The 26,141-nt window shown below is 43.8% G+C and carries 40 protein-coding genes; 19 read left to right on the forward strand and 21 right to left on the reverse strand.

Annotation, left to right across the window (positions count from 1 at the left end):
• Positions 1 to 55 precede the first annotated feature (55 nt).
• From H5200_RS12040 to H5200_RS12140, 21 genes are all read right to left on the reverse strand, one after another.
• Positions 56 to 379, reverse strand: coding sequence for a hypothetical protein (locus H5200_RS12040; protein WP_145236468.1), 324 nt, complete (start codon positions 377 to 379; stop codon positions 56 to 58).
• A gap of 35 nt (positions 380 to 414) precedes the next feature.
• Positions 415 to 1,329, reverse strand: coding sequence for a phage tail tube protein (locus tag H5200_RS12045; protein WP_182761561.1), 915 nt, complete (start codon positions 1,327 to 1,329; stop codon positions 415 to 417).
• Entirely contained in the window at positions 1,322 to 1,468 is a 147-nt protein-coding gene (locus H5200_RS12050) for a hypothetical protein (RefSeq protein ID WP_182761562.1), read from the reverse strand. Before H5200_RS12050 ends, H5200_RS12045 begins: the two co-directional genes overlap by 8 nt.
• A gap of 6 nt (positions 1,469 to 1,474) precedes the next feature.
• Complete coding sequence (locus tag H5200_RS12055) at positions 1,475 to 1,921, reverse strand: hypothetical protein (protein ID WP_182761563.1); 447 nt, start codon at positions 1,919 to 1,921, stop codon at positions 1,475 to 1,477.
• Positions 1,914 to 2,420 carry a hypothetical protein gene (locus tag H5200_RS12060; RefSeq protein ID WP_182761564.1) on the reverse strand — a complete coding sequence of 169 codons (507 nt, stop codon included), beginning with the start codon at positions 2,418 to 2,420 and terminating at the stop codon, positions 1,914 to 1,916. Before H5200_RS12060 ends, H5200_RS12055 begins: the two co-directional genes overlap by 8 nt.
• Entirely contained in the window at positions 2,420 to 2,797 is a 378-nt protein-coding gene (locus H5200_RS12065; protein WP_145236453.1) for a hypothetical protein, read from the reverse strand. The genes H5200_RS12060 and H5200_RS12065 overlap by 1 nt, the downstream gene beginning before the upstream one ends.
• 66 nt (positions 2,798 to 2,863) lie before the next feature.
• Positions 2,864 to 5,131 carry a hypothetical protein gene (locus tag H5200_RS12070; protein ID WP_182761565.1) on the reverse strand — a complete coding sequence of 756 codons (2,268 nt, stop codon included), beginning with the start codon at positions 5,129 to 5,131 and terminating at the stop codon, positions 2,864 to 2,866.
• An 11-nt stretch (positions 5,132 to 5,142) separates the two neighbouring features.
• Complete coding sequence (locus H5200_RS12075) at positions 5,143 to 5,565, reverse strand: hypothetical protein (RefSeq protein ID WP_182761566.1); 423 nt, start codon at positions 5,563 to 5,565, stop codon at positions 5,143 to 5,145.
• Between the two features lie 90 nt (positions 5,566 to 5,655).
• Positions 5,656 to 5,961, reverse strand: coding sequence for a hypothetical protein (locus H5200_RS12080; protein ID WP_182761567.1), 306 nt, complete (start codon positions 5,959 to 5,961; stop codon positions 5,656 to 5,658).
• A gap of 90 nt (positions 5,962 to 6,051) precedes the next feature.
• Positions 6,052 to 6,279, reverse strand: a complete 228-nt coding sequence (locus tag H5200_RS12085) for a hypothetical protein (protein ID WP_182761568.1) — start codon at positions 6,277 to 6,279, stop codon at positions 6,052 to 6,054.
• A 9-nt stretch (positions 6,280 to 6,288) separates the two neighbouring features.
• Entirely contained in the window at positions 6,289 to 7,125 is an 837-nt protein-coding gene (locus tag H5200_RS12090) for a hypothetical protein (protein WP_182761569.1), read from the reverse strand.
• Positions 7,112 to 8,674, reverse strand: coding sequence for a hypothetical protein (locus tag H5200_RS12095; protein WP_182761570.1), 1,563 nt, complete (start codon positions 8,672 to 8,674; stop codon positions 7,112 to 7,114). Before H5200_RS12095 ends, H5200_RS12090 begins: the two co-directional genes overlap by 14 nt.
• Positions 8,675 to 8,794: 120 nt before the next feature.
• On the reverse strand, positions 8,795 to 10,330 hold the full coding sequence (locus tag H5200_RS12100) for a hypothetical protein (protein ID WP_182761571.1): 1,536 nt from the start codon (positions 10,328 to 10,330) through the stop codon (positions 8,795 to 8,797).
• Positions 10,330 to 10,905 (reverse strand): phage protein Gp27 family protein, encoded by a 576-nt coding sequence (locus H5200_RS12105; RefSeq protein ID WP_182761572.1) that lies wholly within the window; start codon positions 10,903 to 10,905, stop codon positions 10,330 to 10,332. Before H5200_RS12105 ends, H5200_RS12100 begins: the two co-directional genes overlap by 1 nt.
• Before the next feature lie 2 nt (positions 10,906 to 10,907).
• Entirely contained in the window at positions 10,908 to 11,204 is a 297-nt protein-coding gene (locus H5200_RS12110; RefSeq protein WP_182757778.1) for an ArsR family transcriptional regulator, read from the reverse strand.
• Complete coding sequence (locus H5200_RS12115; protein WP_182761573.1) at positions 11,188 to 11,358, reverse strand: hypothetical protein; 171 nt, start codon at positions 11,356 to 11,358, stop codon at positions 11,188 to 11,190. The genes H5200_RS12110 and H5200_RS12115 overlap by 17 nt, the downstream gene beginning before the upstream one ends.
• Entirely contained in the window at positions 11,348 to 11,710 is a 363-nt protein-coding gene (locus tag H5200_RS12120; protein WP_182761574.1) for a DUF2730 family protein, read from the reverse strand. The genes H5200_RS12115 and H5200_RS12120 overlap by 11 nt, the downstream gene beginning before the upstream one ends.
• 210 nt (positions 11,711 to 11,920) lie before the next feature.
• Positions 11,921 to 12,499, reverse strand: a complete 579-nt coding sequence (locus H5200_RS12125) for a glycoside hydrolase family 108 protein (protein ID WP_182761575.1) — start codon at positions 12,497 to 12,499, stop codon at positions 11,921 to 11,923.
• Between the two features lie 112 nt (positions 12,500 to 12,611).
• Entirely contained in the window at positions 12,612 to 13,805 is a 1,194-nt protein-coding gene (locus tag H5200_RS12130; RefSeq protein ID WP_182761576.1) for a hypothetical protein, read from the reverse strand.
• Positions 13,806 to 13,807: 2 nt separating this feature from the next.
• Positions 13,808 to 14,848 carry a nucleoid-associated protein gene (locus H5200_RS12135; protein ID WP_182761577.1) on the reverse strand — a complete coding sequence of 347 codons (1,041 nt, stop codon included), beginning with the start codon at positions 14,846 to 14,848 and terminating at the stop codon, positions 13,808 to 13,810.
• 111 nt (positions 14,849 to 14,959) lie between these two features.
• Positions 14,960 to 15,652, reverse strand: coding sequence for a S24 family peptidase (locus H5200_RS12140; protein WP_182761578.1), 693 nt, complete (start codon positions 15,650 to 15,652; stop codon positions 14,960 to 14,962).
• 129 nt (positions 15,653 to 15,781) lie between these two features.
• Between H5200_RS12140 and H5200_RS12145 the strand changes: the two genes are divergently transcribed.
• The 19 genes from H5200_RS12145 to H5200_RS12230 all read left to right on the forward strand — a co-directional run bounded on the left by H5200_RS12145 (position 15,782) and on the right by H5200_RS12230 (position 25,888).
• Positions 15,782 to 16,054 carry a helix-turn-helix domain-containing protein gene (locus tag H5200_RS12145; protein ID WP_182761579.1) on the forward strand — a complete coding sequence of 91 codons (273 nt, stop codon included), beginning with the start codon at positions 15,782 to 15,784 and terminating at the stop codon, positions 16,052 to 16,054.
• 56 nt (positions 16,055 to 16,110) lie between these two features.
• Entirely contained in the window at positions 16,111 to 16,482 is a 372-nt protein-coding gene (locus H5200_RS12150; RefSeq protein WP_182761580.1) for a hypothetical protein, read from the forward strand.
• Complete coding sequence (locus H5200_RS12155) at positions 16,475 to 16,969, forward strand: hypothetical protein (protein WP_182761581.1); 495 nt, start codon at positions 16,475 to 16,477, stop codon at positions 16,967 to 16,969. Before H5200_RS12150 ends, H5200_RS12155 begins: the two co-directional genes overlap by 8 nt.
• Positions 16,970 to 16,984: 15 nt before the next feature.
• Positions 16,985 to 17,107: a hypothetical protein gene (locus H5200_RS24025; protein ID WP_259399205.1), complete on the forward strand. Its 123-nt coding sequence runs from the start codon at positions 16,985 to 16,987 to the stop codon at positions 17,105 to 17,107.
• A 253-nt stretch (positions 17,108 to 17,360) separates the two neighbouring features.
• Positions 17,361 to 17,669, forward strand: a complete 309-nt coding sequence (locus H5200_RS12160) for a MarR family transcriptional regulator (protein ID WP_182761582.1) — start codon at positions 17,361 to 17,363, stop codon at positions 17,667 to 17,669.
• Positions 17,666 to 18,109: a hypothetical protein gene (locus tag H5200_RS12165; RefSeq protein WP_182761583.1), complete on the forward strand. Its 444-nt coding sequence runs from the start codon at positions 17,666 to 17,668 to the stop codon at positions 18,107 to 18,109. The genes H5200_RS12160 and H5200_RS12165 overlap by 4 nt, the downstream gene beginning before the upstream one ends.
• Positions 18,110 to 18,188: 79 nt before the next feature.
• The gene (locus H5200_RS12170) at positions 18,189 to 19,118 is read left to right on the forward strand and encodes a hypothetical protein (RefSeq protein ID WP_182761584.1); all 930 of its coding nucleotides are present in this window, start codon (positions 18,189 to 18,191) and stop codon (positions 19,116 to 19,118) included.
• A gap of 5 nt (positions 19,119 to 19,123) precedes the next feature.
• Positions 19,124 to 20,881, forward strand: coding sequence for a hypothetical protein (locus H5200_RS12175; RefSeq protein ID WP_182761585.1), 1,758 nt, complete (start codon positions 19,124 to 19,126; stop codon positions 20,879 to 20,881).
• 11 nt (positions 20,882 to 20,892) lie between these two features.
• On the forward strand, positions 20,893 to 21,126 hold the full coding sequence (locus tag H5200_RS12180; RefSeq protein WP_145236362.1) for a hypothetical protein: 234 nt from the start codon (positions 20,893 to 20,895) through the stop codon (positions 21,124 to 21,126).
• Positions 21,123 to 22,406 (forward strand): ExeA family protein, encoded by a 1,284-nt coding sequence (locus H5200_RS12185; protein WP_182761586.1) that lies wholly within the window; start codon positions 21,123 to 21,125, stop codon positions 22,404 to 22,406. Before H5200_RS12180 ends, H5200_RS12185 begins: the two co-directional genes overlap by 4 nt.
• A 2-nt stretch (positions 22,407 to 22,408) precedes the next feature.
• Positions 22,409 to 22,972 (forward strand): 3'-5' exonuclease, encoded by a 564-nt coding sequence (locus H5200_RS12190; RefSeq protein WP_182761587.1) that lies wholly within the window; start codon positions 22,409 to 22,411, stop codon positions 22,970 to 22,972.
• A gap of 1 nt (position 22,973) precedes the next feature.
• A complete protein-coding gene (locus tag H5200_RS12195) occupies positions 22,974 to 23,207 on the forward strand; it encodes a hypothetical protein (protein ID WP_182761588.1) in 234 nt (77 codons plus the stop codon).
• 10 nt (positions 23,208 to 23,217) lie between these two features.
• Positions 23,218 to 23,430 carry a hypothetical protein gene (locus H5200_RS12200; protein ID WP_145236346.1) on the forward strand — a complete coding sequence of 71 codons (213 nt, stop codon included), beginning with the start codon at positions 23,218 to 23,220 and terminating at the stop codon, positions 23,428 to 23,430.
• Positions 23,423 to 23,977: a host-nuclease inhibitor Gam family protein gene (locus tag H5200_RS12205; protein WP_182761589.1), complete on the forward strand. Its 555-nt coding sequence runs from the start codon at positions 23,423 to 23,425 to the stop codon at positions 23,975 to 23,977. The genes H5200_RS12200 and H5200_RS12205 overlap by 8 nt, the downstream gene beginning before the upstream one ends.
• Positions 23,974 to 24,150: a hypothetical protein gene (locus H5200_RS12210; RefSeq protein ID WP_182761590.1), complete on the forward strand. Its 177-nt coding sequence runs from the start codon at positions 23,974 to 23,976 to the stop codon at positions 24,148 to 24,150. Before H5200_RS12205 ends, H5200_RS12210 begins: the two co-directional genes overlap by 4 nt.
• Before the next feature lie 35 nt (positions 24,151 to 24,185).
• Positions 24,186 to 24,389: a hypothetical protein gene (locus H5200_RS12215; protein WP_182761591.1), complete on the forward strand. Its 204-nt coding sequence runs from the start codon at positions 24,186 to 24,188 to the stop codon at positions 24,387 to 24,389.
• Positions 24,386 to 25,069, forward strand: coding sequence for a phage protein GemA/Gp16 family protein (locus tag H5200_RS12220; protein WP_182761592.1), 684 nt, complete (start codon positions 24,386 to 24,388; stop codon positions 25,067 to 25,069). The genes H5200_RS12215 and H5200_RS12220 overlap by 4 nt, the downstream gene beginning before the upstream one ends.
• A complete protein-coding gene (locus H5200_RS12225) occupies positions 25,053 to 25,547 on the forward strand; it encodes a hypothetical protein (protein ID WP_182761593.1) in 495 nt (164 codons plus the stop codon). Before H5200_RS12220 ends, H5200_RS12225 begins: the two co-directional genes overlap by 17 nt.
• A gap of 2 nt (positions 25,548 to 25,549) precedes the next feature.
• Entirely contained in the window at positions 25,550 to 25,888 is a 339-nt protein-coding gene (locus H5200_RS12230; protein ID WP_182761594.1) for a Mor transcription activator family protein, read from the forward strand.
• Positions 25,889 to 26,141: the final 253 nt, after the last annotated feature.

Raw genomic sequence — 26,141 nt, forward strand, 5'->3', positions numbered from 1 at the left:
TCTATTAAATGGGTTGTGTCTGGGTGTTCATCGGCTACCCAATAGCGTGCAGCCTCTAGTAGTTTTTTCTTCCGGCCGTGGCAACCGCTACAAAATAAGCGTCAATCACAGCGGTGCGCCACCAACTTATTTTTAAACACGCAGCCAAGTTCTCTGCATTAAATGGCAATGGCTTATCGTCTTCGCCTACAAAGTCATCACCCCAGCCCACCAAAATCTTTTTAATAAAATCATGGTCGCCGCCATTGGCCATCTGCTCATTACTGTCATCATCAAGCAGCTTAAACTTGCCTGTAAACTCATGAGTATCACCGTCAAAAGTAAATTTAACCGGCTGCTTAACTTCTAGGTTCTGCATAGTCACGATTGAAAAAGCCATTGTTTTCTCCTGGTGTTTAAATTGGTTTAAAAAAGTTAATCGAGTAGCAAGCTAAATTCGTCATTGCCGGCGCTTGGTAAAATAGCCAGTGCCATCTCAATCTCTGCTTTTTTAGTGCGCTCAACATACTTAGGTTGTTTTACTTGCACTTTAGGGCAGCTAATCGTTACGCGGTGGCCACCTGCAGGGCCGTGCTTAATTTGTAAGTTGCCTGTTTGCGAGTTAAGAGCACGGCTAAAAAAGTCGATATCAGCCACATTAGGCGCAGCAATATTGACCGAGCCAGACATTGCACGGTCTAAAAATTCAATTTTTGCCGTGGTAAGCGTTGGGTCAAACTCCACTTCGTTACCGCTATCAATACTCAGTTTTGACGGCACAACCTCAAAGCCATGCAGTAAAAAGTCAGTAGTACGCCCAGCACCCAGCGGGATTGGTTTAGGCCATGCGCTAAAGTCAGCAGCCGGCAATGCGTTATCACTGGGTGGCACGTAAAGCCCTTTAAAATCGAACGACAAATAAGGAATGCCTTTTTCAAGCTCAATGGTATAGCTGCCTTGGGCACCTAACAGCGTGTGCTTGTTACGGCCAAGCTGAAAGTGCATCGCCACCGATTCAACTGAGTCAGACACAGGCGTATATTCAACACTGGTATCAGCTACAATCACCTCAGCCATACCACAGGCGCGCATTAGTGGCCCCCACGCTGGCGCTAAGCCCAACGTGCCCGAGCCAACAAGCTCAACCTTAAAACTGATCCCCGCATACTCGTTGGTAAACATGGTTTCTTCAGCGCCCAAATACGGCGTATTTAAACCGCGTTCAACCTCTTCGCCTTCTAATGGGCGTACTTCAATATCTTTAGTTAGCATCGCATTTAGCACCGCTGGCAACGTGCCATAGGTCGCTTCTATTGCGGCTAAAAGGCTGGTTTGGCTCCACTTAATCATTGTCTTTCCCCTTTGCTTTTACGGGTTTAGTAACTGGTTTTTTAACCGTGGCAACCAGCTGTGTACGCGCAACTAGGGTTAACTCACCTTTTGCATCTTTGGTATAGCTGCCGCCGTGGCTGGGTGTTTTACTCATCATGTTCTCCTAACTACTCACGTTCACGGTTAAATGCATTCGTGCCTGGTGGCATAACACGCCACAAAACATCACCGGTGTTTGGTCATCTAAAATAAGGCCGGTGTCGTCGCCATCGTCTAAATCGTCAACCAAATCACTCAACAGCGGATCAACCGCAAAAGCGTCATCTAATGCGTCAATGGCATCTTCAAAGGCAACTTGGCTGCTGTCTTCATCAACAAAGCTTTGTAAAAACACCACATCAAACGTATAGGTTTTAGTGGTTCGGGTAGCGTACGGGTTTTGGCGCTTACGGCGCTTTAACCGTATATAACCGCCGGCAATGCCCTCACCTTGGCCATACATCTCTTTCAGCGTGTTCATGTTTTTACTAAAACGCTCTTTAGGGTAAAACGTGCCAATGTTGGCTCCGTTTAATACCGCTACAATGGCCGCTCTAAGTTGATCAAGCATTACCGCCTCCCAATGTATTCAGCAGCGTTTTCATTGCTTGGTTAAAACGCTCTTGAATATAAGGTTCACTGGCCTCTAAGCCTTCTTTAAACATAAATTGCCCCTCAGTACCGCGTGACTTAATTTTGAGTGCTATTAACGTGGCTACCTTTTCAGCTTCTAAGCCTTCAAGGTTCAGCACTGCCTCTACCCAGTTCACTAACGGCTCAATGGGTGGCATGTGTGGCTTAGTGCCAAGCTCTACCGCTTCAGCGTAAAGTTTACTGGTACCCACATAACCAATTTGCACACTCGGGTTAATTATCACCTCACTGTTTATACTGGCCGCTAAGTGTCCACCTTCACCGGCACCGGTGGGTGTACGGCTTACAATTTGGTACTGTGCATAAGCCACGGCTTCATTCATCGCGCTCGACAACTCATTTTGCACAATCGCGGGGGAGTGTTGCCAAAGCTCAGTTAAGGCATCAAAGCCCTTTGCTGTAATTCGTACCGTCATCAGCGCAACCGTTGGCGTTTAGGTAACGCAACCGGCTTACCATACGCAGAGCTTTTATTGTCATTGATCACTACCGCGTTGTACTGGCTGCGGTAGCCGTTTGCGATGCGTCGGTAACTGTCGGCTTTGCTGCCGTGGTCAACGCTATCGCTGGAAATTGTGCTGTTATCATTGTTAGCAAAATAGGTCGCTAACATATCAATACAACTTGCTGCGGCCAGCTTTAAGCAGGCATCAACATGTTCAATTGCAATATCTAAATTGCCCGTGTCTTTTTGGTACTTAGCAAGCATATCGGCATACGCGTTATTGATTTCTTCAGCGCTTAAAATGCCTTGCTCGTCTTGTACATAACTTGGCAATCGTGTTGCATACATAATAAAAACCCTTATAAAGCGCATCCGTGCGCAACGTGTCATCCCATCACCAGTTCACCAAGGAAATTAAATAACTATCGCTTTAGTCGCACCACGGTAGTCAGTACATTGGCCACCATAGATATGGCGGATCTTCATTGTGGTTTGGTCGTTCGTAAACACCGAGCCCACGTTCTGCATGTCTTGCGTAAAGATTTCAGGGTTTTCCATGCCATCTAAAAAGCCCATTTCAAAGTTAGCCAGCTCGCCTGGGTCGGTCATTAAGCCCCAATCATTCGGATCAGTCGCACCAGGCACACGTAACACTTCAAGGTTAAGTTGCTGAGCAAACGCCTTGTCGTTGTTGTCATTGCGTTGGAACAAGTTAAACGCGTCATCAACATTGCCCAGTGAGCACAGTAAAAATGCCGGTTCAATTTCAAGCAGCTCACCGGTATCAAGCTCTTGCTGGTTCATAATTGCGCGCCAGTGAGCCATTAACTCATCTTGCGTTAGCGCAGCACTAAACAGGTTGTTGTGGTCCGCATGAAACAGCGCTTTAGCATCCGGTGCATTGCGGTTGTTAATGTAAAAGTCCCATGCAAACTTACTGAGCGTTCGTGCAGCAGCACGGGCCAGCTTGTTAGGTATTTGCGTAATGATGTTGCGATCATCATTTTTAATCATTTCCATGGTAATAGTGGCAAGGCCACCTTTTTTGCTCACCTTGTACTTCGCATTCGTGTCAGTCGGTTTTGCCAGCTCTTGGTAAGCGCCACTTTCAAGCACCGCTTGTAAGTCACCATAGCCACCCCATTCAGTGACATTCTGATCTTTAAAGTCAGTTGCATTACTCACGCGGAAAATCTTGCGCCACAGCTGGTACTTCTCAAGGCTGGTATATACCTCAACTACACGGCGGTTAATTACATCAGCCAACACATTAGGTAAGCTATCGCTATCAAGCGCTTCAACCATTCGGGTGCGGCTACAATCACTTAAACGCCCTGTACAGTGCTTATCACCGGTAAGGTCAATGTAAGCTTCTTTTAAGCTCACAACGTCTTTATTAGCTGGGTCAAATAACGCATTCAGCATTTCAATGCCGCTTGGGTTATCTGAATACTGCGCACCGCCTGGCATATTCACCTTGCCCGACTCAGTAAACTGTTTTAAATACGTGGTTTCAGCATCAATTAAGCCCTTCACCATTTCAGTGGTTACGTCGTCTTTGCTTTGCACGCTTTCTACTAAGCGTGTTTTGGCGGCGTCTGGCAAAGTCGATTGGTTAATCAACGCCACCGCGCTTTGCTTTGCTTCAACTAAACGTTGGCTTGCAACAATCACTTTATTCACATCAGCAAGCGTTAAGCCTTCACCGTTACTAGGCTCTGGCGCACCGTGTTTTGCCAGCGCTTCGGTTAATTGCACAATAGCGGTTTCATCATCGTCAGCTGTCACAGATGCAGCTAACGCGGGGTTCGATTTTTTAAGCGCTTCGATTAGGCGCAACAATTGTTCATTCATGACATTGCCTTGATTATGAGCTTCTTTAAATGACACGATCCGACCACCTGCACCAGGTACCATGATCAAATCGACGGAATTAACTTTGAGGAATTGCTTAGCCGTGCGGTTAGCGCCTTTGCCAGTGGCTTTACCGTCTACATCAATGCTTAAGCCAAACAGCTCTTGCATGTTGTTATCAACGGCTTCACGTAGCTTAGTTGCATAACCTGAGCTTTCTAGCACGGTTAAATCAGCTTGCAGAGCACCTTGCTTACCTGCGCCAATCCCTTCAACAAACTGAGCATTAGCAAACTGGCCAATCAGGTTGTTAAAGTGTTGAGCGCCGCCTTTTATATGGTCATCATCTGATTTCACCATACACTTGGCACCGTTAAACAAAGGGGCCGCTTCACGCAGAACGTGGGCTGGGTAGTTCACACCATTTAAGCTTTTGCCAACTTCAATAAGCGTCACTAAAAACTTACTTGGCTTAATATTACTGGCTTCAATAAAACGGCTTTCGTCAAACCAGGCTTCGGTCAGCTTTACAACACCTGCGGGTTTAAACTCTTTAACCACTTCAACTGGTGCATCAAACGTAACCTGGTTCGCTTCGTTCACTGTGTAAGCGTATGCCCAGTAACGGCCATCTTTATTAACCACCACTTGTTCAGGGTAAAAAGCGGTAATATCTACCCAACTATCACGGTGCGAATTATTAGGGACGATCACTTTTATAAGCTCACGGCGCACTAAGTCCATCACATCACGGTAATCAGATGTTTTAGCCTCAACAAACGCGCGGTTGCCTAAAAAGCCAATGCCAGCAGGTAATAAGGTCAACATAATTTAGCCCCTTACTTAGCCGCAGCTTTAGTAGCTGTTGCTTTTTCCTTAGTAGCCTTATCAGCGGCTTCTTTATCTGCTTTTTCCTTAGCCTCTTTTTCAGCAAGTTCACCCGCACTTGCGTCTGCGGCGTATTCGCCATCGCTCACTAAAATCGCTTGGGCAATATCAGCAGCCGCTAATACACCTTGCACGCGTTGGCCTGCATTGGTTAAAGCTCTAACTACGCCTGTTTCGCGCTCAACTTTAAAATCAAACACTTCTTCAGGTTGTACTTTACGGGTTTGTTGTTTAATAACCGGCTGACCTCGGTCATCGGTTTTAGGTTTGTTGTCGTCGCCCAGCTCTTGCACATCTTCAATAATGTCGAGTGCTCTGGCTGCAATGTCTAATACAGCAGGCAATTTCAGCAGTAAGGTGGTAAAAAAACTCATTATGTCGCCCTCAATGGTTGTTAGTTTGGCTAATGAGTTTTTAATGTAAGGGAATGTGGGGAGGGGCTAAATTAAAGGGTTTTAGGAAAATTAGGCGAGTTCATTACCCCAGTTCATGGGCGTAACACCGCTTTGTTTTATTAATAAAGCAAGGTCATTATTTGTATCGGGTATCAAAATTGGTTGGTAATCATCAAACAACTCATCGTTCTCATTTCTGTATGGGTTATCGAGCTTTTCAATTATTTTTACATGGTAGTTAATCGGTTCATCTTCATAGCTTGGTTCTTTCCATAAATACAGCAAATCATTGTGTTCATTAATTAGCGCAAGTAATGCAGTGGCCGAATCTTTATTATCTAAAGCTTGCTGCCAAACGTTATTTAATCTTTCCATTTAAACGTGTCCTTATGATGGCTTAATTTTAAAATAGTAAAAGTCCCTTTAAAATAATACCCAGCTTGCCACCATAATTACACTTGTTTTTTACTTACTCAGTTCATCCCAATCGATAGGTGGCACAGTTCGCTTCACATGAGCACGGTAACAATACACTGCAATAAATGGCCACCATAAAATAAAAAGTGTGCCCACCTTAAAAAAGGCCGGTACACTTTTTTTACTTTTAGCATTGGTAGAGGCCGCTTCTAACCACGACGCTAACGCAAAGCCAAACCCTACAAAAAAATACGCATACAAAAATAATAAAGCCATCTTTCTCTCCTAAGTTTTAACAGTCAGTTTCGGATCAACTTTCCAATGCGCCATTGCCGGCACTGTAAAGCAGCTACAATTCACGGTTTCTTTAGCAGGTGCTTTGGGGTCGTGTGGGTGCATCATTTCAATACCGCCTACCGTAAATGGTTTGCTTGCAGCAACACGGGTATTGCGTACAGCCAAGTGATTAGCGCGGTGTTCTTTACGTTTACCCATACGCCATTCTTTTTCCATGCCTGGTACTGCATCGCCAATTTCGGTCATACGCATTTGCCCTGCAACATTGTATAAACGGCTAAGCTCGGTGTTGACAATGGTTTTAGCCCGCCACATCTTTTTATCACCTAAGCTCTCCGCTATGGCTTTTTTAGCGGTGTTGGCATCTTGCGCGCCCATCATCACCAGCCCCAGCTGCGAGCGTATAAAATCGGCCTTACCACTGAGTACGTTTTTAATCCGATCAACCATAAAGCTGTCAATGGCCACAAGCTGGCGGTGCTGTAAAAGTTGCGTCATCGCATTAACTGTTACACCACCGGCTTTAAGTGGCACATCAATTAAGTTAATGCCCGCCACCCATGTGGTTTTTGAAAACGCCGTAATTTGCGCCGCGCTGCGCTCACCCAGTTCCAGCATCACCTGGTTAATTTGCCCCTGCAATTTACCGTAATGCCACTGCTGCCAATCGGTTGGTTGTCCTTGCAATATGGTTTGGGTGTTTTCTTCAGCCAGCTCTAATAAGCGCAATAACGAATCCCACAGCCCTTGCTTGTTTTTAAGCAACTCCTTGAGCTGAGTGGTACGGGCTTTATTAAACGCTGCTGTGCGCTCACTCGGCGTCATCAGTTAACTCTGTATCGTTGTTTGTTTCATTAGCGGCTTCATCAGCGTTTTCATCGTCAGCGCCATCAAAGGCATTAAAGGTATCGGCCTTTGCCTGGTCTTTTGCTTTTTGCGCTATTTCAGTTTTTACGTTCTCAAGCTCTTTGGCTGGGTCTATCTCAACACCAAGACGATCAGCAATTGAGGCAATCACACTTAAGCCTGTTTCTTCAGTAATAATGCCCTGTGTAATCGCAAGATTTACAGCCACCACCACTTGCTGTAGCGCAGCGGCATAACGGCTAATGTCTTTAGCGGTCATTTCTGGCATCACCACTTTTGACTTAAACACATCGGCTTCAATCGTGCGGTCAGGCTCTTGGCCTAGTGTAGCTTTGTAATACTGGCGAATTACAAAGGTCGCTATTTCATGCAGCATGTAGATAATATAGCGCTGGCGCATAGCAAGTATTTTAAAGGTTGGCTCGGCCATGGCTTCACCATTCGCACGGTTAACGTCTCCACCATCAGCAAACCAACTCGGGGGCATGGTGGCACCACCTAGCATGTGGTTTCTAAATAACTTTGCCAGAGCTTCGGTATCACCTGTGCCAAGCGAGGGGCTTTCTGCCTTCCACACTTCTGAATCGTTATGCACATTTACAGAGCCTGGGCGCGGTGGGTTACTTTCGATTTCTGAGGCGCGCTCAGTCACTTTGTTTTTATCTGCGCCTGTAAGGGTTACGTCCCACACAAACGCCCGGGAGTTCTCAGCACGATCGCCTTCGCCAAAAATAAAGTCGTCGTACAAATCTAAAAAGTCGCACTGCGCGGTTAAATCGGAGTTGCCCCGTCCATGGGCGCAAAAGCTATTAATAGCAAAATAAAAAATATCGCCATCAGCAAAACCTTCACGTAGGCGCTGGGTTTGCTTGGTAAATACCGATTCACTGCCATTGATGATCACTTTATAAAAATAATGACGGCCATTGCTCATACGCTTGGTTTTAACGCCTACTGGCTGCTCTGGGTTACGCGGGTCGTAAATCACTTCTTCAACGTGGGCGGGGTCTAAATAACTCAGTTGCACTTCACCACTCAAGGGGTTTACAAACGCAGGGTAAAACTGCTCACCAAATATCGCCAGCTCTCTCACTTTCTTTTCAAGCTTAATGGCCATGTTATTAATCGGGTGAGTCCAAAACGCCTCTATTACCGCTTGGTAGTCTTCATCGTCATTGGTAATTTTAACGCCCTCGGCTAGCAAATAAGCCAACGGTAATTCAATAATACGGTTGGCAATCATGTTACTTTGCCAAAGGTATGGGGCTATTTTGTTCATGCGCACCCGCGTAGGGCCACTTAAATTGCGGTTAGAATCTGCCGACAACTTAGAATACAAGTGATCGTCTGCGTCAATACTGCCCGCCATCGCCCCAGCGGCTTCTTTAAACGTGCTAGTATTTTCATTTACTGAATTTTTTGTGGCAATTGTTTCAGTCACAATTGCTGCAATTTTTGCCGCAAATTCTGCCTCTTGCTTTGCCTTGCGTTTTTTAGAACCAAACATAGCTTTTCAACCCTTTTGTAAATCTTTTACATTTGCCTAAGCGGCTTTAAATTCGTTTTTGCGTGCAATGCCATTCAACGCACTCAACACAGCCTTAAAATCGCGCTGAGCGCGTCAGCGTTAATTTTTTAAATAACCGGTAATTCGCTTAAACAAGCCGCCTGGTCTTGTTCGCCCTTGTAACCGCGATGGCTGGTTTTTAATTGACTGCTTATTTTTTGCAACCGTGGCACCTGCGGCGGGTTCGCCTTCTTCTAATGTGGCGGCATTAGCCAACACCCCAGCAACGGCTGTATCACCGTGTCGCCATTTACCATCACTGCCTTTGTCGCGGCCATCATCCATTTTGGGTTGGCCTTTTTCTAAAATCACACGGCGGTGGTCGGCCACTACATCTTCACTTTCAGGCACAGTAATAAACTGCCCCTCAAGCGCGGCTTTGTATTTAGGAAAGAATTGGTTGTACCAAGGGCGCGACAGCATCACACAATCTATACGGCTTGGGCCATAACGTTGCATGGCTTTTTCAGCAATCGACTGGCCATTACCACGGCTATCAAACTTGCCATGAAAAAACAGCGGTAGGTTATCCAGCAGGTAAAACACTATTTGCTCTTGGCAATCAAATGGAATATTGCGCAGCTCAACTAAAAAAGGCGTGTGGTACTTAATGTGACTTTGCTGCTGCATGGGCCAAAGTACGGTTAAATCGCCACTACGGCCAAAGTCTTGGCCAAACACAGTGCGTTGCCCAGGCATAGCATCTATTAATGGTTTTAAGGTATCGATTAACCAGTCACCAATAATGCTAGTTCGCTCAGGGTTCGTTACAAAGTCATCCGGTTTTTCTAGGCGGATCACTTTACTGTCTGGGTGCTGGCAGCGCTCAACCAATAAGCGGTTAATGTAAACACCGCCGCCCGCACTTGGGATCACATCAAGTTCTTCTGCAGCGCCATCACCATAAAAGTCATAAATACCATTGGCCCATTCGTCTTCTAGTGCTTGGCTATACTCTGTGCCTTTCATTGCACAAATGCGTTTATATAAGCCCTGGCTTAATGCTTCTCTAAACGTTGTGCGGTAAACCTTATACGGCTTAGTGCCTGCGCGGCACTCTTTAATTAATAGATTAAAGGGGTTTTCTTCACCGTCATGGGTGCTAATAATGCGTACCTTACCGCCCCAAATTAATAACGCGAATGCCGCTTTTATTAGTTCATCTAGGTTATCGTGGAACGCTGCCTCATCAATAATTACTCGCCCTTGCTTACCCCGTAAATTAGACGGGCGCGAGCTAAGCGCGGTAATCCTAAAGCCACTAGCAAAGCGAATAACATAGGTAAGAATGTCTTTACCTTCATCAGCGTAAATCTCTTCACTTACATCACCGCATACTTCGTTAAAGCTTTTAGCCCAGTTGGCACAGTCACGAATAAACTCTTCGGCCATATCCTTGTTATAACCTATGTACCAGCAATCCATGCCGCCAGCGGCTTTACTTGCAGCGGCATCAAGCACACTGGCCGCCGCCTCGCCCCAACTTAAACCAATACGACGCGACTTTTCATAAAGAATAACCGGCGATTGATCCCACACATATTCCGCCTGATACGGTAATAAAATCGCTGTTAATTCTTCTTCATTCATAGCCATTACAAACGCTCTCCTGCAATTGCACGGCGTATTAAATCAATATTGCCAGAACTTAAACCAGCCGCTTTACCTGCGCTTTCAGCCTGAGCTTGTGCTTCAGCTAGCGCCTGTTTACGGGCTTTTTCTGCTATTTGCTTTTCTAAGTCGGCGTTGTGGTTTGCACTGCGTTGTAAGCGTGCAACGGCCATTACAAGGTCGTTAAGTGTGTCAGCATCAATGGGGTCTTCGCCGCCCATTAAGCTGCTGGTTGTTTTAAACGCCGCACTTTGCAGCAAACTCATAAGCACGCGGCCAGTGTCACCAATACTGGTTAAATCACATTGTTTAGATAACGACTCAACATAGGCTTGGCTGCGGCGTATTTCGTCAGCAATGCTCTCAATACGTTTTTTTTCACGCCACACGGTATTGTCATCAATGCTTTCAACATCAGTTTGCACGCCAGATAGCGCCGCTAGCTCTTCGTTAATTGCATCGGCTATTTGTTGGCAGGTGTGTTGTTTGGTTGCCAGCATTTCACGTAGGTTTTCACGTAAGTGATCAGGCAGGCGCTCTATCTTATTGCCGCGTGCCATAATTAAATGCCCCCAGGTGCTGGGCGTTTAATGCCATCTACAAACTTACGCCCTGCGGCTACATCAGCCCCTTGCTCTGTAATTTTAGCCACTAAGGTTTTATCACCCACCACATCAATGGTGATGGTGTTAACGTCTTCTAAAAAACGCATGTGCGCGCGTACTTTGTCGCGGCTTAATTGATGCCCGTACGAGCTAAGCACACAGCTCAACATGCTACAGTTAGCGCTATAGCCTGCGGCCTCAGCTAAGGCACGCAAAATAACTAAACGCTGATCAGCTTCAAATAGCTCTTTCATTGTCCCCATCCTTAAAAAATCGTTTAAAAATAAACGCACCTAAAAACATACCCAGTACATAACCAAGCCGAAAAAACACATACAAAAAGAACAATGCACCCGCAATGAGCAAACAAAAAAGCAGCCATACCTCTACCTGAAACTCACTTGCCATTTCGATCACCTATAATTTTTGACTCAACAATTAAATTAAGTGGGTGCTCTATACGCTTTAAAATATCGTGTAGGTGTTTGGTTTCGCTCTGCAACTTAGTGACTTCTTGGGTCAACCTACTTACGTCTTTCGGTAAATCTTTTATCTCAACCTCAATGCGCTGCACGGTTTGATTCACTTTGGTAAAGTCTTCACTTTTCACATAGGTTTGCTCAACGGTTTGCAGGCGCTTGTCTTGGCTGTTCACATCGTCTTTGCTGGCAAACGATTTTTTAAGTGCGTAAACCACCACAAAAAACACCACCAACACAAAACCTTGCACCCACGGGTACCACTTAACGTATTCGTCCACGGGGCAAACTCCTTACTGTATTTTTTGAATTCAAAACACGCGCCTCTACGTCAAGGCGCACACCCGTTATTGAGTGCCAACCTTTTAAAAAGGCGTTCTTTAATGTGGGGTTGCCTGTGGGGCAAACGGTTTGAGGGTCGGGGTTTTCGCCATTAGCAAAGGTGCTAATGCGCAGGTCATAACCGCGCTTTTCATAAAGTGGAATGCTCTTCATGCTGCAACCCCAATATAAAAAGGTTCCAGCGTAGTGGCTTTTTCAATGCGGTTTTCAAGCTTAAATAGGCGGCGGTGCCAGCCAAATAAAAACGTTATTTGGCTAGGGTCATTCACTGCAATGCGGCTGTACTTGCTGGCACGGCGGGCAAAGTAATCAACCAGTAAATCTTCTTGGTTGTGGTTAATGGCCGCAGCAAGGGTGCGCGAGCCTAAAATACCATCTACCTTTACGCCCAGTACTTGCTGTAACAGCATATTGGCCAGTGGCACGCCGTGGTTTATGGCGGCATCACAATGTAAAAAGGCAAGTTCAAGTAAGCCATGCTCAGCCAGTTCTTTAGCGCGGCTACCCCGCCAAAAGTCACGGTGGTAAATACGCATAGCCTGCGGCCACGTTAAAGTAGGTATATCCACACCAGGGTAAGCGCCTTTGCTAATACCAAAGCGAGTACGGCCACCTTTATCGGCACTATGATCAGAGTCGCCTCCTTCTGCCTCATAAATCCAGTCCATGCAAAATAAAAAGGCACGGCTGTAATGCGGGGTAAGGTCGGCTGGAATAAGTTTTTTCATAGCGCCAGTGTGGCGCTATTTGTTGGGGGGCTAAATTAAAGGGTTTTAGTAAAAATGGGGGTTAATTAGCAGGTTTTGTAGGTTCAGGTTTTGAAGGCTTAAATAGAAGAGATTAACTATAAGCTTTACAAAACAGCCAAAATGTTAAGCCAAGTAAAACAAATGAGACAAATATCGAAAAACCTAACTTCAATTGTACTTTGGTTTCCGCACTTAAAATTTCATTTTTAGCTTTACGAATATCAGTAGCATCATCTTCAAAACTAATTGCTAATTGATCAAATACACTCACATATTCTGTTTTTAACACTTTAAGGGTTGATAATTGTCCGAATAAATTAAAAACTAAAATTGCGACCAATGAAGCAACCGTAACTAAAACTGTAACATTTTTAGCAAACTCCATACTGCCAAAAGTGCTGGCTTCAACTTGCGTTGTAGCAAACCAAATACCGGCAGGGAGTGATAAAAGCTTTGTTGCTACATTATCAAATACATCATAAACTTTCTGAGTATACTCAGAACGTTTCTCTTGGTACTCTTTTCTTACCTTATCAAAAGTATAGTTTTCAACATACCCTTGATAGCTCAGCTGAACGTTGAATATTAGCGAGCTCAAATGTTGTATCAAATAACTAAAACGCTTTTTAACATCAACATCTTTTAAAAAACTCACCAACTCTTTACAAAACAAACAAGTAATTGCTTCTTTATGTAAATCTTTGCCTAGTATTTTATTTAACACATCGAGATCAATTGGATGCTCTAAATCAGTTTCCGTCAGCGTGAACTCAAATACTAAAGGTCGCTCATAAAATATTGTCCTATCACCCCCTTCAGTTTCCTTAGCTAAATTACTTATTAATTTAAAAACTTTACTGACGTTGTGGTAGTTAACAAACTTTTCAGAACTTTGTACTTTGTTAAAAACTTCATTTTTATCAACAAAAAAAACACTATCGACAGGTTTCTTCACACACTCTTCATAAGCTAATAATTCATTCCAGTTATTACATACAACAAAGCTCTTATGTATTTTTCTACGATGCAGTTCCACCTTAAAAAGAATATCCTCAGCAAAGAACTTTTCACTAATATACTCTAAAGCTTTTTCCCCCAATGGTTTACCTGCTTTAGTATATTTATATGAACCACCATCCGTTAGTTCAGCATTTTCCAGCATCTCTAAGTAAGCTAGTAACTCAGCATCAAGCTGTAACCAACCCATAATAGTATCAGCTCCAAAAACTTTATCTTGGAGCCTATTAAATATTATGCTGTAAACATCGGTTATGTTAGCGGACATGATTAGCCTAAATCTTTTTCTCTTGCAGCAAGTTCTTCATCTAAAGAAGTTTTCAACGAAGCTGGTATATCTTTAATTGTAAGTATATCGTTTTTATATAAAACTTCTTTGCCGAGCATATCACTATCAAAACTAATTGCCATACCTTTGCCACGCCCTGATATCTTTTTATATGAGCGTAAACTTGCTTTATGAATCGCAAGGTCTTCTGGTAAGTCAAATTTATCCCGAGCATCTTTGATAAACTCATCAGGCTTATCAGGGAAAACATGATTTGCAACTTGGCTTAAAAGTACTTGGTTACCCAGCTTTTGTTGTTCTGTTATAAAATCATGCGCAACACTAACTTTTCCTGAAATTTGTGCTTCGTTAAAATCATATTTTTCAGTTGCGAAAGTTCTTATTGCTGTTTTAAGAGCTTTAGTTTCTTGCTTAGCGGCCTCTTTATCACGTTGACAGCCAATAAAGTCTTCGAAATAGTCTCTTACCTCAACAGCAAGACCTGTTCTAAAACGTATATAACGGGTACTAAGACCACTCTGCCATTGTGTTAGATTAATTGCAGCACCGAGGTGTAACTTTTTTAGATCTAAAACTTGGCTTGGAATTACATCTAATTTATTTGAAATATCAATTCCATCCGTTTTATTTAATATTGCAACTGCGAGCCAGTTGTTCCCTCTACTTTCGTATTGATAAAAAACTAAATACCCTCCTTTTACTGAGTACAACTGCTTGCTTACAAGAATACTTTCATAGCGTTTCGCTAGTACTTTTGTTAACTCAGGGAAGTTAGAACAATTATTTTTTTCATCATAAAATTTATTAAGCTTTTGCTCAAAAACTGGTTGAGCTTCTTTATCATCTAAAACCTGAAACTCACCAATACTTAGGCTTGCACTGCTAAATAAATCGAGTAAATCTTCTGATAGTTTTCCAGCTAAACCATCAAGGCTATTTTCTTTATCGCGTAATTGAATTGTTAACTTATCACCTGTTTTATCACGCCTAACCTGATGAACAATCACATGCTTTATTGCCATAGCAGTTCCTAACTTTTATTTTTAAATTATAAGGAGGGGTAACTGAAGTGTGTTGCCGCATCCTTGCTTATTATTTTTATCCTATTAAATCCATATATCGTAATTTAACTTTTATAAATCTTTCCCCATCCACACAACTCGGCCAACTATGTGTAGTTGATCTAAGCTTTCTTGCGGTACGAGTTGAGCCTCGTAGGCTGGGTTGTCTGACAGTATTTTAATACCGCCTGTAAATTGCCTCTGTAGACGTTTTACTAGTAGATGGCTGTCTAAGTCTATTACATAAATACCATCTACAAAGTTATCTAACGGTGATGTATCAACCACTAGTGACTCGCCGCTTATAATGGTTGGGTGCATGCTGTCACCTTTGGCCGTTATAACCACCAAGTTACTCTTATTTAAGTTGCGTTTAGATAGCCATTGGCAATCAAACACCATGCTCTTATCAGTATATTCTTCACTGATCACAATTGCGCCATGACCAGCTGACGCTTCTACATCAACAACTGGTACATAAAATAGATTTGCAGGCAGAAAATCAGCGCTAGGCGCTTTTACTAATTGCTTCTTTTTTGATACCTGCTCATTAAAGGTTTCATTAATTAACCCTTTTGAGTGTTCGCCTGTTACTACAAAATGTATATCAAATCCGATCTTTCCAAGCTCTGCTAATTTGTCTGATGGGATTGGAGAACCCGACTCCCAGCGGTAGTAAGTTACCTTACTCACACCTACAGACTCAAAGACATCTTTTTGTTTTAGGTTAAGCCTTTCTCTTTCTCGTAATAAAAAAGGTTTCATATATTTATCTTTTTATATTGACAGGGTGCAAATATGAACCCTATACTTAACTCGAATCTTAACTAAACCCTTTTATGCTCTGTTCGCCAAAACTACATAAAAGGATTAATTACAAAAAGGTAATGTACTATGAAAGCACAAGAAATAAAACAAGCTATTAAGCTCAAAGGTTACAGCTTGTCTATGCTTGCTGATGCTTTGGGCGTAAATCTTGCCACTGTATCGGGTGTGGTTTGCGGTCACACTCAATCCCTTCGCGTTGCTAAAGCTATATCTAAACTCCTTGAAAAACCCGTTGAAGAAATTTTCCCTGATGTTGAATCGTATTCTCGCCCTAAGTTTTTAAAGGGGGCACTGCGCCAGCAAGGCGTTGAAGAGCTCAAACAGTTATTAGCCTCGTAAGGCCTAAGTAACCAATTAATCACTAAGTCAACCATCGAACCAACAGGATCACTATTATGACTAAAATGCGCTCGTCGCTGCTCACACAACCACATCAAGCTCAGCAACTGATTGCTACGTTGCTTGTACAGTGTGCGCACAGCAATACGCCGCTGCATATACCGCTTGCGGCTCAAGTCAATAATCAATTGTTTAAGTGCCACAGCACTGCACAAAGTAAAGGGAGTGTGTTGAATGGCTTTATCGTCTATGCACAGCCAAATCAATATATTGTTTACGGTGTATGTTTGCATGTTACGCCCTTGGGTGTTGGTGTTATATCCAGCGTAGCGCTATGCAATGTACAAAGTGAAGTTCCAAAAATTGTTTGTTTTTGGAATGCCGTTTTAGCTATTTTTTGCTTGCCAAAAGGAGCGACTCATGACTAAGCCAAAACGCCGTCAGTGGGGTCGTATTGTTGCCCGTAGCCTGCCCGAAGCACTCCAACTATGTAAAGAGCACGCCCAAGCAACGCGTCAAATGAGTGTGCCACGCATCGCCGACAGAACAGGTATTAGCACCGATATGCTTTACAAGCATTTAGGCAGCGGCGATATGCCCACCAGCTTACTTATTCCGTACATGGCAGCAACAGGACGTGAATACCCGCTAATGTATATGGCGCATAGCCTAGACAAACTTATTGTTGATATGCCCAAAGGTAAAAAACCAAGTAACAGCAACCTTACCCATTTAAACCTATTTGCTAACCAAGTGATCGGCATGGTGATGCAGTTAGAAGAAGGTGCAGGCAATGCCCAATATGTGGCAGAGCAAATAATTTTGTTAATGCAACAACTGGCTTATCAAAAGCTCGAAGCCGAAAAGCTTGACGAACCCCAAGCCTGTTTTGACCTAATCCACGAACCCCATTAGTTAAGAGCAAAAGCCATGAACACTGCCCCTATCAAAGACCAAGAACCGTCTAAATTTCGCCCAAGTAGCACTAAAACGGTGTTTTTGATGACTATGGCGCAGTTAAAAGCAATGGCTAATAAGGAATACAAAGCATGAAATTACTAACTCAAAACGTCACCAGCGAACAAGTAACCATAGCGCCTATGCGTTGCGTGCCAGCAATTCATAACATTAAGTGCGACTGCTGTAAGCATATTGAAAGTTCCAGAGTGGCAAAGAACTGGTTTGTTACTTATTCAAATAACCAAGGCTGGCGCCAGCTAAACAGCCCTCATTTTGAATTTGACAGTGTATGCCCTAGCTGCGTTAAGGAACTCCGCGAGTTCTACCAAAGCAAGCAGGTTTCAGCATGAGCGATCAATATATTTCATCCACCATGCAGCGCGGCCTAAACGCCATTAAAGCGCTCAGCGGTTATGAAGCCGATGGTCTGCGCCCTGGCGAATTGGCTAAGCGTTTAAACATCACCCAATCACAGGCAACGGCAGTTATTAAAAACCTGATCCACGCTGGCTTTGCAGAAAGCTGCCCATGGGATCAAAACAAAGTGCGCTTAGGACCAGCCCTAATCACCTTAGCCAATAGCGCCCAGCTGGCGATTACCCAGCGCAGCCAGCAACTAGAACAAGACCGTAGAAATTATGGAGCGATCGTATGAGCTGCACTATTTATTTAGGCGTGCTTGACAGCGGCAAAATCCCCCTTGAGCAATTAAGCGAATGGCTAGAGTTGTTCGACGCAATGATTGAGTTTTCTCCAGACGACGCTGCGCACGATTTTATTGCACTAAAACACAACTTACTTAAAAGCCTTGCTGAACATGGAGTAATTGTTGATAGCCAAACTCACAGTAGTTATTACCGCTTTAGCATCACTATTGCGAATAGCTGGCTAGGCGATTTAGACGAATGGATAAGTGCACACAAAGAGGTATTACGCCACCACTTTATTAGGCCACTTGTTCACAAGCAAAAGCACCAAGCACTCAACCGCTATGAACAAGCAAGCTTAACGCGTTTCCGCAAAGAGTGTGCAAATAATTCAGCCATGCAAAGAGCGCTAGACGAGGCTTTTCGCTTTGAGGAGTTTGCGCTATGAGCAGCTCAACCGAGCAACTTCCCAAAGGCAATGTATTAAATGCAATAGCGTTTAAAAATATCTATCAATGGAGCTTTAAATGAGTAAATCAACTGAGATAACAGCAGCTGAAGAACAAGAAATTTTCAAAGGCAAAGAGGTGTTAGCAGCCAAACAGGCAGTACTAACGCAATCAGGGCAAGCTACAGCCTTCAATTACATGAAACAAATTTCCGAAATTGCAGAGCTAAAAGTAATCGGGAGTATAAAAGAATCAAAAGAATACAAAGGGTTACTATATTTTGATGAAAATGGAAAACAGAAACAGGTTTCCACTTTTGAAGAGTTCTGCATACATTTTCAAGGATTCACTGCAAAAACAATTAATGAACGTCTAGCAAACCTCAACATTTTAGGCGAACAGTTCTTAGAACGTTCACAACAATTAGGGCTAGGCTATCGAGACCTTCGCGCATTACGTCAACTACCTGAAGATGAACAAACGCTCGTTATTGAATCTGAAGCAGTAGAGACGGGCGATAAAGAAGCTATTAAAGACCTTATCGCTGACCTAAAAGCGCAGCATAAAAAAGAGCTTGATACTGAAAAGAAAAAAGCGAAAGAGATTGACGATCAACGCCAAGTAGCCGTTCGTATGCGGGACGACTACCAAATGAAAGCCATGGACTACCAAAATGAACTTGAAAGCACCAAGTTTAAGGCTGACGCCTGGGTAGACCAAACCAAGCACCTATTATTTGAAGCCACCAAGTACGAAAGCAACGCTGTTGAATCGCTAAGCCGCTTAATGGCACTGCGTGAGCATTTTTTAGATGACGATAACTTATCACCCCAAGTAACCGAGTACTTAGCAGCAGGTTTACTGCATAGCTTTAAAACCCTTGCGGAAGACTTTGCCCAAGCGTGGCTTGAAACCTCAAACATGCTTGAGGGTTACTTACCAAAAATGCGCCCTAGCCTTGATGTACTGCAAGAGCTTAACGACAGCGCCATGAGCAACGAGGAGTAAGCATCATGGCTGACGAAATTTTACTTGGTTTTAAGCAGCGTATCGAAAACGCCAAACATGGCGAAAAAGGCACTATTTTAGCTGAAGCTAAACAGCTACTTGGGCTAAGTAAAGATGCCTTTTACCGCGAGTTAGCCAAACTCGGTTACAGCAGTGGCCGTAAACCGCGAGCTGACAAAGGTAACAGCAGCCAAGACCCTGAAAGCCTAGATAAGCTTAAAGCCATGCTGGCTGTGGGTAATCGTAAAAATGGTAAGCAAATTGTTGAAACGCCCAATGCCGTAAGCATATTAGCGGCTAATGGCTGTGAGTTTAAAAGTAACAGCACCGTTAGGCGTTTACTACGTGAGCAAAACGCTACCGCAAAAATGCTTACCCAAAGCACCGCGCATGTGCAGCTGCGTAGCCTTTACCCAAACCATGTGCATCAGGTTGACCCAAGCTTGTGCTTAATTTACTACCCGCCAGGCGGTAAAAAAGGCCGTGTGCAACGCTTTATGAGCGATGACGAGTTTTACAAAAACAAGCCTGAAAACCTTGAAAAGATAAAAAACCTGCGCGTATGGCGCTATGTATTAACTGATCACTATTCTGGTGCGGTACGTGTGCGCTATTACGAAAGCGCCGGTGAAACCATGGCAAACCTGTATGACTTTTTGCTGTGGTGCTGGGGTTTGCACAACGATGAAAAGTGCCCAGTACGTGGCCTGCCTGACATTTTAGTAATGGATAAAGGTTCAGCCAATACAGCGGGGGCAGTTCTTCGCGCCCTGGATGCATTAAGCGTTGATGTGATTGATCACGAAGTGGGCCGCGCACGCGCTAAAGGCCAAGTAGAAAACGCCAATAACTTAGTTGAAAAACTGTTTGAGTCGCGTTTGATGTTTGAGCCAGTAAACAGCGTTGCGGAGCTAAACGAGCATGCTATTGCATGGCAGAACGCCTACAACGCAGATCAAATACCGCATTACTCAGCCAAACATAGCCGCCACGGTAAAGGCCGTTATGAGTTTTGGATGAAACGCATGGCGCACGGCAAAGTACGCGACCTACCAAGCGAAGATATTTGCCGCTGGTTACTTACCCATAAAGAAGAAACCCGCATGGTTAGGCCTGACCTGTCGATCACGTTTGTTCACCCGGGCGTTAAACGCAGCCAAAAGTATGCGCTTGATGGCCTGGTTGGCATTTACAAAGGCTTAAAAGTGTTAGTGCTGCCTATGGCGTTATCAGAGCGTGGCGAAGTACTAGTGTATTGCAAGCACCAAGGCGAGCAGCAAATACATACCGTGGCCCCCATTGAAACCGACGAAGCGGGCTTTGATGTAAACGGCGCAGTGATTGGCCAACAAATGAAAGCCCCTAAAGATACCTCGTTAGATATTGCCCGTAAGCAAGCCGAGCGTGGTGCTTATCCAGGCATGAGCGATGAAGAAATAGTAAAAGCTAAGCGCGGTAAAAAAGCAGTGCCGTTTGGTGGTGCGCTAGATGCACACAGCCACTTAAACGAGCTGCAAACACCTGACTTTATGCGTGTTCGTGGTGAGCAAGTTGATACCGGCTTACAGCAACCAACACACACTTTAGCCGGCGTTGCACTACGTAAAGCCATTGTGGCAAAGCGCGGCACACCTATTACCCCTGAAGAAAAAATCTACCTTGCTGATCGCAGTATTGATGCAAGCCAATTACCTAGCTTACTTGACGAGCTAGCAACCTTTGACAAACCAAACCACTTAAACGTGGTTAATTTTACCCGTTAGGAGTTACCACCATGGGAAACAGTAAAAAGCACCAACTACGCAAAGCCGAAAAAGCACCGTTTAACGTTGTGTCTGGCCGTACTCGCACCGTGTATATGGTGCATGTGAAGTTGGTTGATTCAAAACGCTGGACGGAACTAGCCGACGAAAAAGGCCAGTACATTTTTAATGACGAGCAAGAACGCGATGAGTTTTTTAACCGCGTGCTAGCCGCCTATCCAACGCAATACAGGAAGGTGGCATGAGCGAACCCAACGAGCATAAAAAGAAGTTAAGCCAAAAAAAATGGAAGATAAAGCTAGGCCGCATGATGGCTAACCGTGGCATTACTTATAAGCAGTTAGCTCAGTGGTTAAACCTAAATGCAAACGTTAAAACCAGCGAGGCCACGCTTAACAAAATAGTCACTAAGTCTGACTGGCCTAAACGCACGTTACCGCGTGAAGCACTCAAGGCAGGCTTAGAAAAATTCGCCATTGAAAACGGCTTAATTGTTGAGAGCAACGTTTACCAAATATTTTTGGATGATCCACATAACAACGCGGTGACCACAGGCAGCCAGTGGAAACATGCACATAAAACCAAACGCCTGATCATTGGTCACGAAGACTCAATTAACGGGCACATAGTCATTGAATTACCGGAGGCACAAATGCTTACACCAAGAGCAAGACAACATTTTAAAATTTTTAACGACCCATGGGATAACGAAATTTACAGCATTGATCATGTGTATTTAGGTGCGCAGCAGCGCTATGTGGTTGAGTCAATCATTAACTGTGCAAAGGTAGGTACCTTAATGGCACTGGTGGGTGAATGCGGCAGCGGAAAAACTGTAATGATGAACTTTACCATGGAAGAAATACGCGCTAAGCACCCTAACATTCGGGTTATACGCCCTGCACGGATTGATAAAAAGAAGATTGGTTCAAGCTCAATTAGTGAGGCAATCTGCCGCGAATTAAACATTACAAAGCTACCACGCAGCAGTGAAGACCGTGATTCGATTATACGCGATGAACTTACCCGCAGCTGTAACGCTGGCAACCGCCATATTTTACTCATTGACGAAGGCCACCGCCTAGACGAAGAAACCATAAAGCAATTAAAGGTGCTGTGGGAGCTAAGCGAAGGGTTCACTAAGTTAATTGGTATTTGCATTATTGGCCAAACCGAGTTGGACAAAGTTTTAAGCTCAATGAACGTGCGCGAATTTGCATACCGCGTAAATAAGCTAAATGTGCCGCCGCTTGGTACTGAGCTTAAAGAATACATTGATCACAAACTCAAAGCCGCCAACTTGGTACCTGAGAAAGTGATTGAACCCGCCGCTATTGAAAAAATGCAGCAAGCGCTGCGTGGTATTCGCAAGTTTGGCCGCACCACTGGCCGCCCTGATGAAACCGTTGATATGAGTTACCCACTCAATGTAAACACGCTGATGAAAAACCTAATGAACGAAGCGGCCGACCTAGGCGAAGACCGAATTACGGCAGAACTTGCCGAAGAATACGTGAGGGTTTAGTTATGAAAGATGTGATGTTAGATATTGAAAGTATGGGGCAAGGACCTCGGGCAGCAATTATTACAATTGGTGCATGTTTTTTTGACCCAATGACTGGTGACATTGGTGCGGGTTTTGAAGTGAATGTAGATTTAACCAGCTCTGCAACGCTATGTGAAATGGATGCATCAACCGTACTTTGGTGGTTAGAGCAAGATGATGAAGCACGCCAAAAGCTACTTACAGATGATGTATTGCCATTGGCGGAAGCGTTAGGCGAGTTTGACCAATGGGTAAGCCAGATTGAAAACTTTAAAGCTCGTAAAATTTGGGGGAATGGAGCAACGTTTGATAACGCGATTGTTCGTAACGCTTTTGATGCTTGCCAAATGAAAACACCGTGGCCGTACTTTGGTGACCGTGATGTACGCACTATTGTGGATTTAGGCCGCCGCCTTTTTAACTTCGATCCTAAAACAGATATGCCTTTTGAAGGCACTCGCCACAACGCCCTTGATGATGCAATTCATCAGGCTAAATACGTAAGCGCGATTTTTCAAAAACTTCAACATAACCCAGGAGCCTAACATGGCCTTTTTATCAATTACTGATTTTGACAAGGCACTTTTGAGCCAGTTAAAAACAGAAAAAGAACGCGCTAAGTACTTACTGCAATTTGAGATAACGACGCGCATTACCATCGAGAACCTAACCCCTAAAGCACAAGCGGTAATAGCTGATATTGGTTTGCCATTTAGTGGTAATAACGAAGCCGATGTGATCACCGCTGCCCGTGCTTGGTTACAAGAAAAAGCAGCGTAAGGAATAAACCATGAACAGTGCAACAGCCCAAATTAGCACTACCCGATTAACCCAAAATACCGCGCCATCAATTTATACCATTGCACAATTAACTGAGCTGGTTAATGGCGAAATTTTAGCGGGACGTAAAGACGATGCACTAAGTACTTTAGCGCAACTGCAAGACGCAACCCACAAACTTGAAACTCAAATCCACAATATGAAGGATAAACGCCATGGCTAAACCAACAAACCGCCGCGTAAAATCAGACGATATGCTGTCTGTAAGCAGCTCAGACGAATTAGAACAAACCATATTCCGCATTGGCCAACTGCAAACAAGGCTCGAAATAGCGACTGCACAAACCAATCAGACGATTGAAGATGCCAAAACATCGTTAAAAGAGACCACCACGGCAATCAATAACGAAATTAAAGTATTGAGTAAATCAGCTCAAATATTCTTTAGCGCCAACCAGCAAGACATAGTGCCTGCGGGTAAAAAATCGCGCATTTATACAGTAGGCGAAATTGGCACCCGCACACCGCCGTTATCTGTCACAGTGAAGAACGGCCAAGATGTGATCGACGCGTTAGCAAAGCTACAAGAGCAATTAAAACTTACCGATTTGCTTAGCGTTAAAACATCTGTGAATAAAACAGGCCTCATTAAACACCGTGAACAAGTTAAAGGCATTGAAGGCATTACTTTTAATCAAAAAGAGCAATTTTTTATTAAACCGGTGCATGTGCCTGTTGATCATTTAAGTGATGTGGAGGAGTCAGCATGAGTACAATAACTTATAAAGTACGCGTAAATGATTACCCTATGATCACTTCGCCATCATACAAAAAAGCGCTGAACAGCTTTAATCAAGCAAAAATCAATAACGCAGGATCAAAGGTTGCCTTTATCAAAGAAGAAACCTTGGCTGTGCACGAACCAGTAAAACAATCCGCTTAACGGTATGCCGCCTACGGGCGGCTTTGGAGTAACCAATGAATAGTATAAATATTAGTGAAGGCGATAAGGTTGAGTTTGTGTTAGTGAGGAGAACTGGCTGTAGTTACCAAATTTCAAAAAGGCAAGGAAAAGTATTACGAGTTGATACTGAAAAAGGTAGTTGCTCAATCAAATATGGAAAGCAAATGTATGCTCGTAAATTAGAGAACGTTGAACTAGTGAAGAGGGCTGCATCGTGAAAAAGTTAATTCAGCTTATCCAAATCGCTAAACGTGATCTCAATATGGACGATGATGTTTACCGTGCGAACCTTAAAGTCTGGGCGGGTATCGACAGCACCACTAAGATGGATAAAAAGCAGCTTGATAAAGTAATTAAAGGCATGGAAAAGCTCGGCTTTAAAAAGAAAAAGCCAGTTAAACGTAAGATTGATCAAGCCTTACTTGATAAAGAGCCCAGGCTTAAAAAACTAGGCCAAGTATGGACCATGATGAAAGCACATAAGCTGCTTGAAAACGGCAGTTATATTGCCCTTGAAAACTGGTGTGTTAAGCAATCAAAAAGCTTGAATGATGGCAAAGAAATTGAGCGCTTAGACTGGATGGCCCCTATTTCAAATGAGCTAATTGAACGTTTAAAACGCTACCATTTACGCTTAATGAAACAAGCGATGACGGTAAAAATTGCGGCTGTTTTGCGCTACTACAAAGACCTTGATATGGAATCACTAGACGACTCAACAGAAATGTTTGCCGTTCAAACCAACTTGCAAGCAAGCCGTTTAAATATTCCAGTTAATATGCAACGTGCGCGGTACCTAACAATTTTGCAAGCCTTTGAAGACTGCAACGAGTTTATTAAGCGCTTTGGTATTTCTGTGGATCAAGCTAAGGAGGCAGGCAATGCAAAAACTAGCTAAATGCCCTCATTGCCGAGGTTTATTAGATATATCAGCGATTGCACACAACAAAGCCTCTGACGAACTGCTGTGCATTTACACTGCGTTACCAGGGCAAGCAAGTGCGGCGTTGGCTGATTATGTTCAATTGTTCACGCCGGACAAATCAGACCTATCACACGCCCGCCAATTAAAGTTAAGCCAGGACATAATAGAGCTAACTAAACAGCACGATTTAGCGGTATTTACCCAAGCACTAACCATTACTGTCGCCAGCATTCGTGACCACTGGGAGCGCAACGGTTATCGCCGTATGGGTGATGATCACGCCTACTTACAAAAGGTGCTAGGAACCGAGCAACAAAAGTTCTTAAACAGCCAAACATCTAAAAAGTTTGTCTCTGCCAATCAGGCCATCGAAATGAAAGTCGAACGCCCTGAAACACTGCAAGAGTCAACCCAGAAGTGGCAAGAGAACCTAGCCAAGTACAGGAGCTAGCTATGAGTGGCAAAGCGCAAACAGCTGAAACTCTATTGATATTGTTAGACTCAATTGAGCGTATGCTTTTAGAGAATAAGATTGACGAAGAACAGGCCACTAAACTGGCTACGTTAATAGTTGATGACTTTCGCCACCAATGCGGTGGCATGAGCGTTTATATTCCTAAAGGTGTTGGGCTTGACGCCATACTTAAGCACAACCAAATTTACCAAGACTTTCGAGGTAACAACCACACAGAGCTTGCTAAGAAATACAACCTATCTGAGCAACGCATCTACCAGATTGTTCGCGCTGTACACGCCGCTGAAACCAAGCGAATACAACCCGAGCTATTCTAACCAACCAATTGCCCCGAGAGGGGCTTTTTTATGGCAAAAATTTACTAAAAATTCCCTGTCGTTTTTTTATTCAGATGGTACATTTATATAAACAGCATTTAACAGGGGAACATCATGAATGCAGAGCTAGTTATACCAATCGGCATAAAGATTAAGTCAATTTTATCCAGTCTCTAGAGCATATGCTTTTAACCGTATCAGGAACAGAAATGAATTTATTCCACGCTTGCGAAACCTGTTCGACTATTTCTTC

This window comes from Pseudoalteromonas sp. SG43-7 (assembly GCF_014164295.1).
GTDB classification, from domain to species: Bacteria; Pseudomonadota; Gammaproteobacteria; order Enterobacterales; family Alteromonadaceae; genus Pseudoalteromonas; species Pseudoalteromonas rhizosphaerae.

Bases quoted from the DNA above. Each gene is read 5' to 3' on its own strand.
- H5200_RS12040 (WP_145236468.1), bottom strand. From the start codon at position 379: ATGGCTTTTTCAATCGTGACTATGCAGAACCTAGAAGTTAAGCAGCCG.
- H5200_RS12045 (WP_182761561.1), bottom strand. From the start codon at position 1,329: ATGATTAAGTGGAGCCAAACCAGCCTTTTAGCCGCAATAGAAGCGACC.
- H5200_RS12050 (WP_182761562.1), bottom strand. From the start codon at position 1,468: ATGATGAGTAAAACACCCAGCCACGGCGGCAGCTATACCAAAGATGCA.
- H5200_RS12055 (WP_182761563.1), bottom strand. From the start codon at position 1,921: ATGCTTGATCAACTTAGAGCGGCCATTGTAGCGGTATTAAACGGAGCC.
- H5200_RS12060 (WP_182761564.1), bottom strand. From the start codon at position 2,420: ATGACGGTACGAATTACAGCAAAGGGCTTTGATGCCTTAACTGAGCTT.
- H5200_RS12065 (WP_145236453.1), bottom strand. From the start codon at position 2,797: ATGTATGCAACACGATTGCCAAGTTATGTACAAGACGAGCAAGGCATT.
- H5200_RS12070 (WP_182761565.1), bottom strand. From the start codon at position 5,131: ATGTTGACCTTATTACCTGCTGGCATTGGCTTTTTAGGCAACCGCGCG.
- H5200_RS12075 (WP_182761566.1), bottom strand. From the start codon at position 5,565: ATGAGTTTTTTTACCACCTTACTGCTGAAATTGCCTGCTGTATTAGAC.
- H5200_RS12080 (WP_182761567.1), bottom strand. From the start codon at position 5,961: ATGGAAAGATTAAATAACGTTTGGCAGCAAGCTTTAGATAATAAAGAT.
- H5200_RS12085 (WP_182761568.1), bottom strand. From the start codon at position 6,279: ATGGCTTTATTATTTTTGTATGCGTATTTTTTTGTAGGGTTTGGCTTT.
- H5200_RS12090 (WP_182761569.1), bottom strand. From the start codon at position 7,125: ATGACGCCGAGTGAGCGCACAGCAGCGTTTAATAAAGCCCGTACCACT.
- H5200_RS12095 (WP_182761570.1), bottom strand. From the start codon at position 8,674: ATGTTTGGTTCTAAAAAACGCAAGGCAAAGCAAGAGGCAGAATTTGCG.
- H5200_RS12100 (WP_182761571.1), bottom strand. From the start codon at position 10,330: ATGGCTATGAATGAAGAAGAATTAACAGCGATTTTATTACCGTATCAG.
- H5200_RS12105 (WP_182761572.1), bottom strand. From the start codon at position 10,905: ATGGCACGCGGCAATAAGATAGAGCGCCTGCCTGATCACTTACGTGAA.
- H5200_RS12110 (WP_182757778.1), bottom strand. From the start codon at position 11,204: ATGAAAGAGCTATTTGAAGCTGATCAGCGTTTAGTTATTTTGCGTGCC.
- H5200_RS12115 (WP_182761573.1), bottom strand. From the start codon at position 11,358: ATGGCAAGTGAGTTTCAGGTAGAGGTATGGCTGCTTTTTTGTTTGCTC.
- H5200_RS12125 (WP_182761575.1), bottom strand. From the start codon at position 12,499: ATGAAAAAACTTATTCCAGCCGACCTTACCCCGCATTACAGCCGTGCC.
- H5200_RS12130 (WP_182761576.1), bottom strand. From the start codon at position 13,805: ATGTCCGCTAACATAACCGATGTTTACAGCATAATATTTAATAGGCTC.
- H5200_RS12135 (WP_182761577.1), bottom strand. From the start codon at position 14,848: ATGGCAATAAAGCATGTGATTGTTCATCAGGTTAGGCGTGATAAAACA.
- H5200_RS12140 (WP_182761578.1), bottom strand. From the start codon at position 15,652: ATGAAACCTTTTTTATTACGAGAAAGAGAAAGGCTTAACCTAAAACAA.
- H5200_RS12145 (WP_182761579.1), top strand. From the start codon at position 15,782: ATGAAAGCACAAGAAATAAAACAAGCTATTAAGCTCAAAGGTTACAGC.
- H5200_RS12150 (WP_182761580.1), top strand. From the start codon at position 16,111: ATGACTAAAATGCGCTCGTCGCTGCTCACACAACCACATCAAGCTCAG.
- H5200_RS12155 (WP_182761581.1), top strand. From the start codon at position 16,475: ATGACTAAGCCAAAACGCCGTCAGTGGGGTCGTATTGTTGCCCGTAGC.
- H5200_RS24025 (WP_259399205.1), top strand. From the start codon at position 16,985: ATGAACACTGCCCCTATCAAAGACCAAGAACCGTCTAAATTTCGCCCA.
- H5200_RS12160 (WP_182761582.1), top strand. From the start codon at position 17,361: ATGAGCGATCAATATATTTCATCCACCATGCAGCGCGGCCTAAACGCC.
- H5200_RS12165 (WP_182761583.1), top strand. From the start codon at position 17,666: ATGAGCTGCACTATTTATTTAGGCGTGCTTGACAGCGGCAAAATCCCC.
- H5200_RS12170 (WP_182761584.1), top strand. From the start codon at position 18,189: ATGAGTAAATCAACTGAGATAACAGCAGCTGAAGAACAAGAAATTTTC.
- H5200_RS12175 (WP_182761585.1), top strand. From the start codon at position 19,124: ATGGCTGACGAAATTTTACTTGGTTTTAAGCAGCGTATCGAAAACGCC.
- H5200_RS12180 (WP_145236362.1), top strand. From the start codon at position 20,893: ATGGGAAACAGTAAAAAGCACCAACTACGCAAAGCCGAAAAAGCACCG.
- H5200_RS12185 (WP_182761586.1), top strand. From the start codon at position 21,123: ATGAGCGAACCCAACGAGCATAAAAAGAAGTTAAGCCAAAAAAAATGG.
- H5200_RS12190 (WP_182761587.1), top strand. From the start codon at position 22,409: ATGAAAGATGTGATGTTAGATATTGAAAGTATGGGGCAAGGACCTCGG.
- H5200_RS12195 (WP_182761588.1), top strand. From the start codon at position 22,974: ATGGCCTTTTTATCAATTACTGATTTTGACAAGGCACTTTTGAGCCAG.
- H5200_RS12200 (WP_145236346.1), top strand. From the start codon at position 23,218: ATGAACAGTGCAACAGCCCAAATTAGCACTACCCGATTAACCCAAAAT.
- H5200_RS12205 (WP_182761589.1), top strand. From the start codon at position 23,423: ATGGCTAAACCAACAAACCGCCGCGTAAAATCAGACGATATGCTGTCT.
- H5200_RS12210 (WP_182761590.1), top strand. From the start codon at position 23,974: ATGAGTACAATAACTTATAAAGTACGCGTAAATGATTACCCTATGATC.
- H5200_RS12215 (WP_182761591.1), top strand. From the start codon at position 24,186: ATGAATAGTATAAATATTAGTGAAGGCGATAAGGTTGAGTTTGTGTTA.
- H5200_RS12225 (WP_182761593.1), top strand. From the start codon at position 25,053: ATGCAAAAACTAGCTAAATGCCCTCATTGCCGAGGTTTATTAGATATA.
- H5200_RS12230 (WP_182761594.1), top strand. From the start codon at position 25,550: ATGAGTGGCAAAGCGCAAACAGCTGAAACTCTATTGATATTGTTAGAC.